Below are 14,833 nucleotides of genomic sequence, written 5' to 3'. Positions count from 1 at the left end.
TACGTACGGAAGGGATAAGCGCTGAAAGCATCTAAGCGCGAAGCCCCCCTCAAGATGAGATTTCCCAATTCGTAAGACCCCTGGTAGACGACCAGGTTGATAGGTTCGGGGTGGAAGCGCAGCAATGTGTGGAGCTGACGAATACTAATCGGTCGAGGGCTTATCCTACAATACTCCACGAACCTTCGTGGAGGCCTCAAGAGCCCTTGGGGTAACGTTTCATCTCTCTCTCTTCTTCGGTTCGCATTCAGTTTTCAGGGAACAACAATGATTGTTCCTTCTTTCATACGCGGTTGTGGTGGAATGGCAGACACGCTATCTTGAGGGGGTAGTGGGCGTACGCCCGTGGAGGTTCGAGTCCTCTCAACCGCATTTTACTAACTTTATATTGTGCGGTCGTGGCGGAATTGGCAGACGCGCTAGATTCAGGTTCTAGTGATGTAACAGTCGTGGAGGTTCGAGTCCTCTCGACCGCATAGATGATTTACTTGCAAGTATGGACTCTAACCTCAGGGTTGCAGTCCATATTTTGTCCCTGGTTTGGGATGTTGTTTATGCAATCCTTCGTCCGGATATGCAGTTTTATATTGCTACCTGAGCGTCGATTGTGTATAATTAGAATCCTGAACGCTTTGATTGAATCGTATGCGGACGTGGCTCAGTGGTAGAGCATCGCCTTGCCAAGGCGAGGGTCGCGAGTTCGAATCTCGTCGTCCGCTTATACCTTAAGCCGGTGTGGCGGAATTGGCAGACGCGCGCGACTCAAAATCGTGAGGGAAACCGTGGGGGTTCGAGTCCCTTCACCGGCATTATATTATCGGGACGTAGCTCAGCTTGGTAGAGCACCTGGTTTGGGACCAGGGGGTCGCATGTTCAAATCGTGTCGTCCCGACTTTTCATTTGCGGGTGTAGTTCAATGGTAGAACTCCAGCCTTCCAAGCTGGTAGCGTGGGTTCGATTCCCATCACCCGCTTACGTAAACTCACAGTGAAGACTGTCGGCGGAAGCCGGCAGTCTTTTTTCTGCCTTTATCGGCGGTTTGTGAACATCAATTGCGGTATGGTATAGTGGGAATCATAATAATCGGGCTAATCGCCGGACGGCAAGTCCTTAGAAAGAGGTGTATACCATGGCTGAAGATTTTATAAAATTAGGCGTTCGCCCGGAGCTCCAGAAAGCGATGGCTGCTTATGGAATTACAGATCCGACACCGGTGCAGGCCAAAGCGATCCCGCTGCTGCTCGCAGGTCGTGACGTAGCGGCACAAGCCCAGACCGGGACGGGCAAAACATTAGCGTTTGTGCTCCCGATTTTGGAAAAGGTGGAACCGAATCGCCCGTTTACTCAGGCTCTGATCGTTACGCCTACCCGCGAACTCGCCGTACAGATTGCCAGAGAAACGGAAAGACTGGCTTCGGTTGTCGGCGCCGGGGTTCAGGCGATCTACGGGGGAACGGACGTAGACCGTCAAAACAAGAAGCTGGAGCAAGTTCCGACGATCGTTGTCGGTACGCCGGGCCGTTTGCTTGACCATTTGAAGAGAGAGACGTTATCCCTCAACGGCGTACGTCTGGTTGTTGTCGATGAAGCGGATGAGATGCTTCGCCGAGGATTTCTGGAGGAAGTCGAGACGCTGCTCGCCCTGGCTTCGGAGAAACGGCAAACGATGCTTTTCTCCGCTACGATGCCGCAACCGATCCGTCAATTGGCGGAGCGCTACATGCGCAAGCCGGAGCAGTTGAAAATAGCCGGCAAGCAAGTAACGGTAGATGAAATTGAACAAGCTGCTGTCGAAACGCCGGAAACGGAAAAAAACAATACGCTTATTCAGTTGATCGGACATTACCGTCCTTTCTTGGCGATGGTTTTCTGCAGTTCCAAAGGCCGGGCGAATGTCGTGAACGAAGCGCTGCAAAAAGCGGACATTGAATCCGACGTGCTGCATGGGGATCTGTCCCAGGCCAAGCGGGAGTTCGTCCTGAAGCGGTTCCGCGAAGCGAAGCTTCAAGTGCTCGTTGCGACAGATATCGCTGCTCGCGGGCTCGATATCGAGGGAGTTACCCATGTATTCAACTACGATGTGCCGCAAGATTTCGAGTGGTACATTCACCGTATAGGTCGTACCGGACGAGCAGGAGAGAGCGGTATCGCGATTACGCTGGTGACGGCACGCGATCGTCTGAGACTGGCGAAGCTGGAAAGCAAGATCGGCATGAAGCTGCCGCGCCGTGATCAGACTGGTGGACTGCTTTCCAGCGAGGTGGTCAAGAAGACAGCTGGGAAGCCAGCAGGCTTCCGTAAAAGCTCCGATTCGGCCGCTTCGAAATACCGGAAGTCCGATACGGGCCGCCAAGGGGCGAAGCGTTCAGCGGACGGAGGAGCAGGCAGAGGCTCATCGAAAGGGTTCGGCAAAGGACCGGGAGGTTCCCGGTCAACCTTCGGGGGCGGAGCCGGCAAAAACCGCCCCGGTCCGGGATTCGCAGGCGCTGGTCGCCGCGGAGCGCCTAGAGGCAAATAACACGAGAAAGACGCTTTCTAACCACTATCTTCAGTGGTATTGGAGGCGTCTTTTTTAAATATCAGCACATGTTCTTCACCGTGATAAAGCAGAGAAGGGGCCATCTTGCTTGTCGAGCCTCTTATTTTGTTGGAGGACATACGTATTCCGCTTTCGGCGATGCGGAATGCATTCTGCCCGCAAACAAGATATTTTCGGGCCGGACCAAGAGTGAGGTTGGCCCCCTCAAACCTCATCAACGAGCAACTGGAGCCAAGGGGACTCATTCCCTTCCACACAAACGTATGAGTATGCACTCATGTCAAAGGACCGTCCGGACGTCGTGGCGCCTCCGGACGGTTTTTCATAAAGAGTTTTCCCGCGAAGCTGAACCCTTTAGGCTCACAAAAACAGATATCCCGTGCGTCGCTTACAAGGCTCATTCTACATGACCGAGGGCCTCAAACCGAAATGCTATTTAGCATGCGATTCATCAAGATTCCTCTACCAGACACAATATGACGTAAGACCCTCACTTGAAGCAAAAGTCTTCACCGAAAGCGGCAAGCAGGTGATGTCTAGGATCTGCAGTATCGTCAACACGTCGAGGGGCAACGGAAAAGAAAAGTGTATAGCAGATCAGTTATCGTTCCTTCGGGTCATTTGCTGCCATACGGAACCTTCGGCTGCTACTCCGCCTTCAATCCGTTCTATAGCCAGTTTGACCTGCATACGCACTTCAAATTCGGGATCGTCGGCCGCCTCCAGCAGTGCCGGCAACGAACGTTCGTCTCCAGTCTCATACAAGAAACGTGCGGCTCTCCAGCGGACGAGCTTATTCGAATCGCGAAGCGACTCGGTCATCGCATCAATGGCCGCGGGATCTCCGATATCGGAGATCGTATCACCTGCCGTTCTTCGGACGGATACGGAATTATCGCGGAGCGCCTGATACAAATAAGGCAGCACTTCCGGTTCGCGAATATCGCCGATATAGACGGAGGCAAGTCTCCGGATTGACGCTTGAGGGTCGTTCAGCGCCTTGGCTAGCAGCGGCAGTCTCTCCATGGACGGTTTAATTTGCTGAAGGGCGGCGTACCGCTTTTTCCAGTCAGGGTCATCCAGATGACGTTCGATTTCAGCTGAACCCAGTTCCGGCCGGATCGCAGGCTCGCTTGTCCCGTCCACTCCGGCGGATTGGGCCGCTTTCACCAGTTCATTCAGCCTTGTCTGGTCATAAGTCGCATCCAGCTCCTGAACGATCTGGTCGGCTATCTCCTGGAGCTCCCCATAGCGAATCCCGATCTCTTCAAGCTTTCGCTCCTTGATCAGATTGGGCGAAGCGTTGCCGGCGTTCATAGCTGCCTCTACGAACCGTTCGGGCATCGCCCTCCGGACTTCTTCGCCCCCGGACCGGACTCGTATTTGCATAGGAATGGAACGAAACGATTGGACAAGGACGGAAGCTTCACCGAATGAATCGGCATCTATGCTCTCCGGCACGGCAGAGGTCTGAACCTCATCCGATCCCAGTATGGACCGTATGCTTGCGAGAATCGCCTGCCAGTCACCTTTTGGATGCCGATCCACAGCTATAAAGTCGGCAGTATGGAAGATGGAGGTCACCCCGGGTATTTCCAGAATGCTCTGGAACGGAACGGGCATGGCGGTGTTCGCTTTCGTATACGTTCGCATCGAGCCTTTTGGCAAGGCTTCATCTAAGTTAATTTTCATCGAGTTCGGACTAGGCGTCGGTTCGATGGATATGATTCTCATCCGTATATCCCTCCTCCCCTCTATTGTGTCACAAAATGCAACAAGAAAAAACCCCGTCGGTTTGGCGGGGGATAGGATCAATCCAATTGTAGAAGCTGCCGGTTCATGTACGGCTCTATCGTATTCGATATAGCGAAGACAGTATGGGCCAGGTCGACATTCTCATACGCATACTCGCACTCCGGCAGTGCGGACATCGCTTCGTCGTAGTAGGCCATGCGAGCCGAGATCAGCTCGTCGCTGTCTCCGCGGTCACGCTGCCTCTTCAATACGGAAGGCCGGTCTGCATACACGAACAGTCTCACGACTGAGGGACCGAACGCTTGCTTCAATATACGCGCCCCTTCCGGATTCAAGATGACGTACACAAATCCGTGCTCCTCCCATAATCGCAAAATGTCGGCGTGCTTGATTCCGTACAGTTGGCCGTCGATGCGCACACTCTCTACGAACTCGCCGCGTCGTTCCGATTCCAGGAAGGAATCCGCAGCAATGAAGTGGTAATCTTGACCGTCCTGCTCTCCGGCTCGCCTCGCCCGGGTCGTATAGGATAACACTTTGGTCAGTTCAAGCGTCGCTCCAGTCATATCGGCGATCGTCTTGCGTCCGGAACCGTCCGGCCCTGTGAATACGAAAATGGTTTTTCGCACATCGATCTCCTCCTTCAGAAGAGTATGTTTCGCTCGTTATGAAGCCGGAACGGAAGACGTTTCATGTATTATCCTATTCGTAAAGGATGCAAAAAAGAAGAGCTCCATTAGCGGAAGCTCTTCTGGTCTTGTAGGTATGCCTTAAGGGTTACCGGTGACGCTAAGCGTATCCGGTTCCTTGATCGTGCGGAGAATCGATACTTCAACCCGGCGGTTTTTGGCTTTTCCTTCGGCTGTATCGTTCGTATCGATCGGCTGGAACTCTCCATATCCAATCGTACGGAACCGTTCGGCACTGATCTTGTCGTTTTGAAGCAAAATTTTCATGAAATTGATCGCACGCTTGGCGCTCAAATCCCAGTTGGTATCGAATTCTGCATTGCGGATCGGTACGTTATCCGTATGTCCGGCCACTTCGATCTGATACTGCGGGTACTGCGTCAGCATGTCCGAGATCGTGACAGCCAGCTTCTGGGCGTCGGTCTTCACATTCGCGCTTCCGGAAGCGAACAGGGCGTTGTCCCGAATCGTAATCATCAGCATGTCGTGGGTCAGCTTCGTTTCCAGTTGGGTATCCAGGTTATTGTCCTGAATATATTGATCGATCTTTTGTTTCAATTCCTTCAACTCGGCCGTTTCTTTTTGAATCAGCTGCTGCTGTTGCTCGGCTTTAATCTCTTGAGCCGACTTGCCGTCCTGATCCTTTTTCTTGATATCCGAAGCGGGAGGGTCGATCAGCGGAATGACCTCAGGCTGATCAAAGAAACTGGAGCCCCCGGTAAAAGCGGAATTCAGGCTTTTCATGATCGAATCGTATTTTTTGGAATCCATCTGACTGGAAGCGAACAAAATAATGAATAACGCCAGAAGAAGCGTCAGCAGATCCGCATAAGGAATTAGCCAAGTCTCGTCGATATGGTCTTCATGATGCTGCTTGCGCTTCTTGTTCACTGCCTACCTCTCCTTTTTGGTCGGAGTAACGCTCGGACGGCGGCAAATAGACAGACAGCTTCTGTTCGATCGCGATAGCGGATATACCGGACTGAATCGACAGCAAGCCTTCTACCATCATCATCTTCAACTCGACTTCTTTCTTGGAAATTTGCTTCAGCTTGTTGGCGAACGGATGCCACAGCACGTAGCCGGTAAAAATACCGAGCAGCGTCGCCACGAAGGCGGCCGAGATCAGATGGCCCAGCTGTTCGACCTGGTTCAGGTTGCTGAGCGCGGCGATCAGACCGACGACGGCACCGAGTACCCCCAGTGTAGGAGCATATGTACCCGCCTGAGTAAAGATCAGCGCGCCGGAACGATGCCGTTCTTCCATAGCCGATATTTCTTCCATCAGCACATCGTGGATAAATTCCTGGTCGCTGCCGTCAATAATCATACGCATTCCGTTGCGCAGAAACATATCGTCGATCTCGTCGACCTTGCTTTCCAGCGCGAGCAAACCTTCGCGGCGGGTAATCGTGACCCATTCGATAAACAATTGGATCAGTTCCTTCTTGGATACGAGCTTTTGCTGCTTGAACAAAATGGCGAACAGCTTCGGCACCTTCTTGAGGTCGTTCATCGGGAAGGCGATGAACACGGCCGCAATCGTACCCAAAATGATAATGAGCAAAGCGGCCGGGTTAGCCAGCGAGACCAGACTGGCTCCCTTCATCACCATGCCCAGCCCTACTGCGATAAGCGCCAGTATAAGGCCAATTCCAGTTGATTTCTCCATCCGTTGCACCGTCCTTAAGTAGTCCATCCTATACGGTTTGGTTGTATAGGACTATAATTCGATTAATACCGACAAATTCCTGCATAGGAAGAAAACAAAAAAGGTATAGATTGTAATTGCATGGAGTATATTTGTCGAAAAACTCAAAGAGTCTGGTCATCTCTATCCGGGTGATAGCCAATATAGCGCTGTAAAGTAGGAAAAATTCCCTAACCCCGGATTCGTTTTCGTATAGTTTGGGGCGACTAATTGTTCATTACGCATCCTGAACGGTTTTGATTCGAAATACGGGCGCCTGTTACAGGCCCTTTCATCTCATGGAAGCACAAGACGCTTGACAGTGGGATGGAGAAGGGAATTATGGAGGATGTATCGAGGTTTTATCTAAGCTATATGGAGGATTCAAGACCTTTCTGTTCACGTCTTTTAAGAATTTCCCGTAAATCATGTACGACGACAAACGAAAAACCGCCAAATGCGTCATAGCCTTGGCGGTGGTGAAACATCCACTATTCTCATTGAAATTGATTCTTATTTAGATGAAGAAACTCGGTGAAAAGACGTTTTTGTTACGGATTGGTCTCAATAATGCCGTGGTCTCCGAAATGATCTTTAACCAAAGCATTGAAATCCGCAACGTAAGGCTGAAGCGACCCGCCCTTCCATACTTCGAGCGCGTAGGAACTCATACGGTTAATGAACTGCTGATTGGCCGAGATGAAGACGTTCGTTATATTCGGATGATGCTGCCTTACAAGGGCGGACAATTCCTTCACAAGCTCGCTTGAGAGATCCTGCGGATTCGGAATCGTATCGAAGCTGTACTTGTCCATTACGACGTCACCCTTCGGGAGCACGTAAGAGACATCGGAATGGTCGTCCACTCCGGGCGAAGCGATCGTCCGGTCGCTGAACAGAATGGCTCCTTTCCCCTTGGTCCCGGTTGCCGTCTTATCCAGCACGATGGCCACATAGGCATTTTTGTCGGTCACGAAGACGAAGGAGCTGCGTATTCCCTTCATATCGTCTACGGCATCTGTGGTGGATTGAGTGAACTGAAGACTGTTATTGTTGTGGTCGGCGGCTTTCAGCTGCGTGTTATAGGTCCGAAACCCGGAACGCTCGTGGGATTCCGTCCGGCTGCCGTAATCGGAAGGACCAGCTTCAAAGTGTTTCTGATACGAGCAGGCGGATATCCAAACGACAGCGGCGGCGAGGACGGCCAACGATCGGACTACAGTCAGGCGGTTCATGAAGTACCTCCTCATCGTATAAAGTCCCTTTATAGGGTTTGTTATTTCGGACGGATTATGCATGAACGCCATCTGACCAAATCAGGAGACGGGAGCAGCCGGGTTTGTCTAAAAAAGCATTCGTTTTTGCATAAAGGGGCCGTATTATGGAAATAACCTTTATGAGTCCTTTTCCAAGAAAACGAGGGAGGAAAAAAGGCTGAAAACCGTTGATTTAGAACAATTTGTGAACTTTCCCATTGCGATTGACAAAAAGATGCCGCGAATTTATAGTTAATAGGGTGATTAAGTTTGTTGACAAATTGTGGCCATCCATGATAGCGCTAATAGATTGATCTCAGCGCGTTGATCGGTCTATTAAACACAGAGAATTGGGGTTGATGAGTAAAATGAGACGGTGGAAGTCTGCATGGCGTTTGATTCCGCTTTTCGCGTTATTGACGTTCGTGCTTACGGGATGTGGTTTGGAAAATCTGACGGCGCTGGATCCTAAAGGTCCGGTTGCGGAGAAGCAATTATCGGTCATTTACCTCTCTTTGATCGTTATGATCGGTGTATTCGTCACCGTGGCGATCATTTATGTGTTCGTGCTCGTACGCTTCAGAAAACGTCCAGGACAAACCGGCGTTCCGAAACAGGTCGAGGGCAATCATAAGCTGGAGATCATCTGGACGGTTATTCCGTTCATTTTGCTCATCATCATTGCGATTCCGACCGTTAAGTATACGTTCGAATTGGACAAAGACTACTCGAATGATCCTAATGCGCTGCAGGTTAAAGTAACCGGCCACCAATTCTGGTGGGAATTCGAATATATGAACGAGAAGATCAACACTTCTCAAGACTTGATTATTCCAACCGGGCGTACGATCGCCTTCCATCTGGAATCGGCCGACGTCATTCACTCTTTCTGGGTACCGGCTCTCGGCGGTAAGAAAGATACGAACCCGGGTATGACGAATATGCATTACTTGAAAGCGGATGAACCGGGAACCTATTACGGCAAGTGCGCCGAGCTGTGCGGCGATTCTCACGCCTTGATGGAATTTAAAGTGAAAGCCGTTACGCCGGAGGAATTCGACCGCTGGATCAGCAGAATGAAATCGCCGACGGCTGCGCCGACATCGGTTCTGGCTCAGGAAGGCGAGAAAATATTTAAAGATCAATGTCTTGCGTGCCATGCAATTTACAATACCCAGACTAAGCAAGTCGAAGGCGGTAAAGTAGCCCCTAACCTGGTCGATTACGCAAAACGTTCGACCGTTGCCGGTATTTTGATCAACCGCTCGCCTGAAGATTTGAAGAATAACTTGAAAACTTGGCTCGACGATCCACAAGCGGTTAAACCGGGCAACCTGATGCCGAATCCAAAAAATGTTCCGGGCAGCAAAATGGAGCAGAGCCTTGATCTGAACGATCAACAAATCAATGCGTTGGTTGAATACTTGGCCGGTCAGACACAGAAATAAACGCGTAATTGCGCAGCTTTCGAAGTAAAACTTTTTCGAGTGTGAATTTGGCGAATGCCAGGCCAAATTCACACCGGAGGAAAAAGTTCTAGGAGGGTAATACGTTGGCACATTCACATGCGGCTAAAAAGCAGTACAGCGGGCTGATGGATTGGCTCACAACCGTTGACCATAAAAAAATCGGGATTCTGTATCTAATCGGTGGGGCGCTGTTCTTCCTACTTGGCGGCCTGGAAGCCGTCCTCATCCGGATTCAGCTGATCAAACCGATGAACGATGCAATCGATGCATCAATGTTCAACCAGCTGCTGACTATGCACGGTACAACCATGATATTCCTTGCGGCGATGCCGCTGATATTCGCCTTCATGAACGCGATCATCCCGCTCCAGATCGGAGCGCGCGACGTTGCTTATCCGTTCGTGAACGCACTCGGCTTCTGGCTGTTCTTCCTGGGCGGCCTGCTGCTGAACGTGAGCTGGTTTCTGGAAGGAGCGCCTGATGCAGGGTGGACGGCTTATACGCCATTGTCCTCTTCACCGCAATATAGCGGCAAGGGTATCGACTTCTACGTTCTCGGTCTGCAGATAGCCGGTATCGGTACGCTGATCGGGGGCATTAACTTCCTCGTCACCATTATTAACATGCGTGCGCCTGGTATGTCTTTCATGCGTATGCCGCTCTTTACATGGGCATCTTTTATTACATCGGGACTGATCTTGCTCGCGTTCCCGGCCATTACGGTAGGACTTGTTCTGCTTATGTTCGACCGGCTGTTCGAAGCCAACTTCTTCGATATTAGCGCCGGCGGTAACGTCGTCATTTGGCAGCATCTGTTCTGGATCTTCGGGCACCCCGAAGTTTACATTCTGATTTTGCCGGCCTTCGGTATTATCTCCGAAGTTATCAGTACGTTCTCCAACAAGCGTCTGTTCGGTTACAGCGCTATGGTGTTCGCAACCGTTATTATCGGCTTCCTGGGCTTCATGGTTTGGGTTCACCATATGTTTACGGTTGGCCTCGGTCCGGTCGCAAACGCTTTGTTCTCCATCGCTACGATGTTGATTGCAGTACCTACCGGTATTAAAATCTTTAACTGGCTGTTCACCTTGTGGGGCGGACATATTCGTTTCACGACGGCAAGCTTGTTCGCCTTGGGTTTCATTCCGACGTTCGTTATGGGCGGTATGACTGGGGTAATGCTTGCATCGCCGCCGGCTGACTTCCAGTACCATGATACTTACTTTGTAGTAGCGCACTTCCATTACGTAATTGTCGGCGGTCTTGTGTTAGGTTTGTTTGCAGGTTTGTACTATTGGTGGCCGAAGATGTTCGGGCGCATGTTGAACGAAGGACTCGGCAAGCTGTCGTTCTGGACGTTCTTCATCGGTTTCCACTTAACGTTCTTCGTGCAGCACTTCCTCGGTCTGATGGGGATGCAGCGCCGGGTATACACCTACTTGCCGGGACAAGAGTTTGATACGTTTAACTTTATCAGTACAATCGGCGCCATCTTGATGGGGGTTGGTACAATCTTTGTACTTCTTAACATCCTCATCACATCGATGAAACCGAAAAACGCTCCTGCCGATCCTTGGGACGGCCGTACGCTGGAGTGGGCAATTCCTTCTCCGGCACCGGAATACAACTTTAAGCAGCTTCCTCTTGTCCGCGGATTGGACCCGCTGTTCAAGGAGAAAATGGAAGGCCGCAAGGAAATGACTCCTGCAGAACCAATCAGTGCGATTCATATGCCGAATCCGACGATTTTGCCGTTTGTTATGTCGCTCGGATTGTTCATTGCAGGTTTCGGATTCATGTATCACAACTATTATGTAGCCGCAGGCGGCATTCTTGTCACTCTCGTATGTATGCTCCTTCGTTCGCTCTATGACGATCACGGCTACCACATCGAAGTCGAAGAGCTGCAGGATAAGGGGGCGAAGGTATGAATCACGCTGAATTGACCGGCAAGAACTTGCCTGACCAACCGGAATCAGCGACTCTGGAAGGACGCAATAAGATACTCGGCTTTTGGTTGTTCCTTGGTGGAGAAACGGTTCTCTTCGGTAGTTTGTTCGCGGTGTTTATCGGATTGCGGAATCAGATCGGAGACGGTCCGTCCGCCGATGAATTGTTCAAGCTTGGCATGGTGGCTGCCGCCACCCTGCTTCTCTTGACCAGCAGTATGACAAGCGTACTGGCAATCCAGGCGCTACACCGCAAAGATATAGCGAAAATTTATTTGTGGTTTATTATCACAGGTATTCTGGGCTTTGCATTCTTGGGCCTTGAGATCTACGAGTTCTTTGAATATGTGCATGAAGGACATACGTTCTCGACTAGCGCATTTAGTTCGGCCTTCTACACACTGGTCGGTTTCCACGGCGCTCACGTAGCGTTCGGGCTTTTGTGGCTCATTGCCCTTTTGCTGCAAATGACCAAAAAAGGACTGACGGTGGTTACGGCTCCGAAGCTCTACGTATTCGGACTGTACTGGCACTTTATCGACGTAGTATGGGTTTTCATTTTCACCGTCGTATACTTGATGGGAAAGGTGGGCTAGAACATGGCAGCCAATCATCATTCCGCTACGGAACATACGAGCAAGCGGCCTCACGTTCATGAGGGCCCGAAAAACCATTACTTGTCATTTATTTTGTCTCTGGTCCTGACTGCGCTCGCGTTCGCAATCGTAATGGCCGAGATGGGAAAAACGTTTACGATTTTGTTTATAGTAGTTCTGGCGATTGTTCAGGTGATTTTCCAGCTTGCTTTCTGGATGCACATGAAGGACCGCGGACACGGATTCGCAATCGTAGGAATCGCTTCAGGATTGATCGTCGCTCTTACCGGAGTGGCGGCAGCCGTGTATATGATATGGTGGTAATAGCCGGGGGGGGACTTTTTTGACAAAAAAAGCCCCCCTTTTTTTTGAATGTGTAGAGTGATTACGGATTCGCGGTTCCCACCAAATACCTGGATCAGCATCGAAGCCAAAGCCCCAATTTGTGGGGGATTATGTAAGGTGCGGCTCTCCTTGTATGGTTGTTGGAGATAGAAGCCAGCCGTGATATAATGGCACGGAATGAAGTGCGTTTTTCATGACGGCGAGCAACTAACTCCAAGTATAAATCATCCGCATGGAAAACGAAGATAGGAGGGAAAGCTGTGTTAGGCTTGCAGTACTTTTCTTTTGCCGAATTATGGAGCCCTTGGAAACTGGCTGTAATGATAGCGATCGGAGTAGGTTACCTGATCCTGATCGGACCGAAGCGTTCGCTGTTTGCGGATAGCGAGCCGGTATCGAGAAGCAAAAAGACTATGTTTCTTCTTGGGATCACCATCTATTACTTGGCTGACGGCGGTCCGCTGGAACTGCTCGGGCATTTAATATTCAGTGCGCATATGACGGCCATGTCGCTTGCTTATCTGGTTGCGCCACCGCTTATATTGATCGGGATACCGGCCTGGATGATCCGGCCCGTGATGAATATAAAAAAGATTGGTGCCATTATCAATACACTGACAAAGCCTTTAATAGCTGTAGTAACCTTTAACATGTTGTTTTCCTTTTATCATCTGCCGGCTATTCACGATTATGTGATGACCCACTATACGGTGCACACGATCTACTTTTTCGTTTTGCTGCTCACTTCCTTTATGATGTGGTGGCCGATCGTATCGCCGCTGCCGGAATATGGACGGCTAAGTGAATTGAAGAAAATGGCGTTTATATTCGCCAACGGCGTGCTGATCACTCCGGCTTGTGCGCTCATCATTTTCGCCAATACGGCCGTATATGCCACATACAACGACCCGCAAATGTGGGCGACGGCGATGGGCTACTGCGTGCCGGCCAATTCGCAGGAACTGCTCGCCAACTTCTCGGGACCTGAATTTTTCGCGATATTCGATTCGCGGGAAGATCAGCAGCTCGGCGGAGTTATCATGAAAATTATGCAAGAGATCACATATGGTGCCGCACTTGCGTATATCTTTTTCAACTGGTACGTCCGGGAACGGAGGAAGGACGATCTGGAGCCGGAACCGGTTTTGTAGTGGAGAGGATGTAAAACATGGGGACGATTTTACCGACAATAAGCACTTCGTTTATCGTAATAAGCGCTATCTTCGTCGCACTCGGCTGGATCCAAATAGCGAAGCGCAACATCGCCGGGCATCGCAAATTAATGATGTGGGCGGCCGCATTTGCAACGCTGTTTTTTATCGTATACGTGTCACGTACGTTTATTTCCGGCAATACGGAGTTTGGCGGACCGCATAACGTTAAAATCTTTTATCTCGTTTTCCTGCTGTTTCATATTACGCTGGCAACCGTCGGCGGTGTGCTCGGGATCATTACTTTAAGATGGGGATTCACCAATCAGCTGGCGAAGCACCGGAAAATTGGACCGATCACGTCGATCGTATGGTTTATCACTGCGATTACAGGGGCGACGGTATACTTGCTGCTGTATTGGATCTATCCGGGCGGCGATACGAAACCGCTTCTCGACGCGATCTTCGGAGCGGGTCTCTGATTCGGGATTGCGGATGCAGCGGATGGACAGTTAACTAAGCCTGTCTTGGCGAATTTTCGCCGGGATGGGCTTTTTTCATTGAAAAAGACCGGATCTTGTAAAATAAACTTGAAATCTAAAAAATAAGTGGGTATACTGTTAATATAAATATACACAGTATGCACACTACATCGAAAGGTGATGCCGGATGTGGAGCAACATATGGTTTATCGTTAAGGCGGATGTGAAAAGGGCGAAGTGGGGATATTTAATTTCCGCGTTTATGTACGTTTACTTCTGTTTCTTCGGTTCCTTCATCGTTTCCGATTTGTTCGAGACGATGGGGAATCGGGGCGGGGTAGGTTTTCTGGCGGACCTTATGTTTCTGTGCAGCCTGAGCTGTATCGGATTCGTGATGAGCGGGGAGTATCGCAGTTACTGGCTAAGCGATGTGTTCACCAAGAAGCTGCTGTACTTGCGGTCCCTGCCAATCAGCACCAAGGAGCTGGTATGGGCCCGGTACGTACAGATTGGAATCAACTTGCTGATAATGTCTGCGATCTTATTCATACCGCTTTATTTCATCAGTCTTTTGGACGACATACTTACAGTGACGGAGTATATCTCGTTCGCCGTATTATGGATGTGCGTGGGAGCTTGCTCATCGATGGTGTTTGCTTATAAGGAGCTGAGCGGCTCCGGAAAGTCGTACTTTTGGTTTTGTATGATCTCGGTTGCCGGATACATGGCGGTTAGCGGGCTCTGCTGGTATTGGAACTTCGGTCTTGTGGAGCATTCGGTAATCTTCGCCCAAAAAGCGGGTTTGCTCGCAGCCGTCGTTTGTCTGGTGATTACGGCGCTTTGGGGCTGGTTCTGGGGCAGGATGACGAATGATAAAATCCGCAGACGGGAGTACGCGAGATGACGCTGACA

General features: G+C 50.4%; 13 protein-coding genes, 6 tRNA genes and 1 rRNA gene. 15 read left to right on the top strand and 5 right to left on the bottom strand.

All coding sequences use genetic code 11. The annotated features are described in order from the left end of the window. The 8 genes from PV433_RS33170 to PV433_RS33135 form a co-directional block, all read left to right on the top strand. Positions 1-168, top strand: a 23S ribosomal RNA gene (locus PV433_RS33170); the annotation flags it as partial. A gap of 121 nt (positions 169-289) precedes the next feature. Next, positions 290-372 (top strand) — tRNA-Leu (locus PV433_RS33165). A gap of 20 nt (positions 373-392) precedes the next feature. Beyond that, positions 393-476: transfer RNA gene (locus PV433_RS33160), tRNA-Leu, on the top strand. A gap of 171 nt (positions 477-647) precedes the next feature. Further along, positions 648-719 (top strand) — tRNA-Gly (locus PV433_RS33155). A gap of 10 nt (positions 720-729) precedes the next feature. Further along, a tRNA-Leu gene (locus PV433_RS33150) sits at positions 730-809 on the top strand. Between the two features lie 9 nt (positions 810-818). Then, a tRNA-Pro gene (locus PV433_RS33145) sits at positions 819-892 on the top strand. 10 nt (positions 893-902) lie between these two features. Next, positions 903-973: transfer RNA gene (locus PV433_RS33140), tRNA-Gly, on the top strand. 156 nt (positions 974-1,129) lie between these two features. After that, on the top strand, positions 1,130-2,518 hold the full coding sequence (locus PV433_RS33135; protein WP_332076217.1) for a DEAD/DEAH box helicase: 1,389 nt from the start codon (positions 1,130-1,132) through the stop codon (positions 2,516-2,518). Between the two features lie 618 nt (positions 2,519-3,136). On the opposite strand, the gene PV433_RS33130 is transcribed toward PV433_RS33135, so the two are convergent. From PV433_RS33130 to PV433_RS33110, 5 genes are all read right to left on the bottom strand, one after another. Beyond that, complete coding sequence (locus PV433_RS33130; protein ID WP_332076216.1) at positions 3,137-4,273, bottom strand: virulence factor; 1,137 nt, start codon at positions 4,271-4,273, stop codon at positions 3,137-3,139. 77 nt (positions 4,274-4,350) lie between these two features. Then, positions 4,351-4,923 (bottom strand): guanylate kinase, encoded by a 573-nt coding sequence (locus PV433_RS33125; RefSeq protein ID WP_332076215.1) that lies wholly within the window; start codon positions 4,921-4,923, stop codon positions 4,351-4,353. Positions 4,924-5,064: 141 nt separating this feature from the next. After that, on the bottom strand, positions 5,065-5,874 hold the full coding sequence (gene motB, locus PV433_RS33120; protein ID WP_332076214.1) for a flagellar motor protein MotB: 810 nt from the start codon (positions 5,872-5,874) through the stop codon (positions 5,065-5,067). Then, positions 5,846-6,655 carry a flagellar motor stator protein MotA gene (motA, locus tag PV433_RS33115; RefSeq protein ID WP_190929736.1) on the bottom strand — a complete coding sequence of 270 codons (810 nt, stop codon included), beginning with the start codon at positions 6,653-6,655 and terminating at the stop codon, positions 5,846-5,848. The genes motB and motA overlap by 29 nt, the downstream gene beginning before the upstream one ends. Positions 6,656-7,224: 569 nt before the next feature. Continuing rightward, positions 7,225-7,908 carry a hypothetical protein gene (locus PV433_RS33110; protein ID WP_332076213.1) on the bottom strand — a complete coding sequence of 228 codons (684 nt, stop codon included), beginning with the start codon at positions 7,906-7,908 and terminating at the stop codon, positions 7,225-7,227. Positions 7,909-8,297: 389 nt separating this feature from the next. Between PV433_RS33110 and coxB the strand changes: the two genes are divergently transcribed. The 7 genes from coxB to PV433_RS33075 all read left to right on the top strand — a co-directional run bounded on the left by coxB (position 8,298) and on the right by PV433_RS33075 (position 14,825). Next, entirely contained in the window at positions 8,298-9,377 is a 1,080-nt protein-coding gene (coxB, locus tag PV433_RS33105; RefSeq protein ID WP_332076224.1) for a cytochrome c oxidase subunit II, read from the top strand. A gap of 104 nt (positions 9,378-9,481) precedes the next feature. Further along, on the top strand, positions 9,482-11,329 hold the full coding sequence (gene ctaD, locus PV433_RS33100; protein ID WP_332076212.1) for a cytochrome c oxidase subunit I: 1,848 nt from the start codon (positions 9,482-9,484) through the stop codon (positions 11,327-11,329). Then, complete coding sequence (locus tag PV433_RS33095) at positions 11,326-11,943, top strand: cytochrome c oxidase subunit 3 (RefSeq protein WP_332076211.1); 618 nt, start codon at positions 11,326-11,328, stop codon at positions 11,941-11,943. The genes ctaD and PV433_RS33095 overlap by 4 nt, the downstream gene beginning before the upstream one ends. Positions 11,944-11,946: 3 nt before the next feature. After that, the gene (locus tag PV433_RS33090; RefSeq protein WP_190929740.1) at positions 11,947-12,267 is read left to right on the top strand and encodes a cytochrome C oxidase subunit IV family protein; all 321 of its coding nucleotides are present in this window, start codon (positions 11,947-11,949) and stop codon (positions 12,265-12,267) included. Between the two features lie 281 nt (positions 12,268-12,548). Beyond that, on the top strand, positions 12,549-13,439 hold the full coding sequence (gene ctaG / locus PV433_RS33085; RefSeq protein ID WP_332076210.1) for a cytochrome c oxidase assembly factor CtaG: 891 nt from the start codon (positions 12,549-12,551) through the stop codon (positions 13,437-13,439). Positions 13,440-13,456: 17 nt separating this feature from the next. Then, positions 13,457-13,921 (top strand): DUF420 domain-containing protein, encoded by a 465-nt coding sequence (locus tag PV433_RS33080; RefSeq protein WP_190929742.1) that lies wholly within the window; start codon positions 13,457-13,459, stop codon positions 13,919-13,921. Between the two features lie 187 nt (positions 13,922-14,108). After that, positions 14,109-14,825: a hypothetical protein gene (locus tag PV433_RS33075; protein ID WP_332076209.1), complete on the top strand. Its 717-nt coding sequence runs from the start codon at positions 14,109-14,111 to the stop codon at positions 14,823-14,825. Positions 14,826-14,833: the final 8 nt, after the last annotated feature.

The sequence above is a fragment of the Paenibacillus sp. GYB004 genome, assembly GCF_036577605.1.
Taxonomy (GTDB): Bacteria; Bacillota; Bacilli; order Paenibacillales; family NBRC-103111; genus Paenibacillus_AB; species Paenibacillus_AB oceani.
Note: the sequence above shows the minus strand (reverse complement) of the source record. Positions and strands in the feature narration are given on the sequence as shown.

Coding starts and splice junctions, on each gene's coding strand:
- PV433_RS33135 (WP_332076217.1), top strand. CDS start 1,130: ATGGCTGAAGATTTTATAAAATTAGGCGTTCGCCCGGAGCTCCAGAAA.
- PV433_RS33130 (WP_332076216.1), bottom strand. CDS start 4,273: ATGAGAATCATATCCATCGAACCGACGCCTAGTCCGAACTCGATGAAA.
- motA (WP_190929736.1), bottom strand. CDS start 6,655: ATGGAGAAATCAACTGGAATTGGCCTTATACTGGCGCTTATCGCAGTA.
- PV433_RS33110 (WP_332076213.1), bottom strand. CDS start 7,908: ATGAACCGCCTGACTGTAGTCCGATCGTTGGCCGTCCTCGCCGCCGCT.
- coxB (WP_332076224.1), top strand. CDS start 8,298: ATGAGACGGTGGAAGTCTGCATGGCGTTTGATTCCGCTTTTCGCGTTA.
- PV433_RS33095 (WP_332076211.1), top strand. CDS start 11,326: ATGAATCACGCTGAATTGACCGGCAAGAACTTGCCTGACCAACCGGAA.
- PV433_RS33090 (WP_190929740.1), top strand. CDS start 11,947: ATGGCAGCCAATCATCATTCCGCTACGGAACATACGAGCAAGCGGCCT.
- PV433_RS33080 (WP_190929742.1), top strand. CDS start 13,457: ATGGGGACGATTTTACCGACAATAAGCACTTCGTTTATCGTAATAAGC.
- PV433_RS33075 (WP_332076209.1), top strand. CDS start 14,109: ATGTGGAGCAACATATGGTTTATCGTTAAGGCGGATGTGAAAAGGGCG.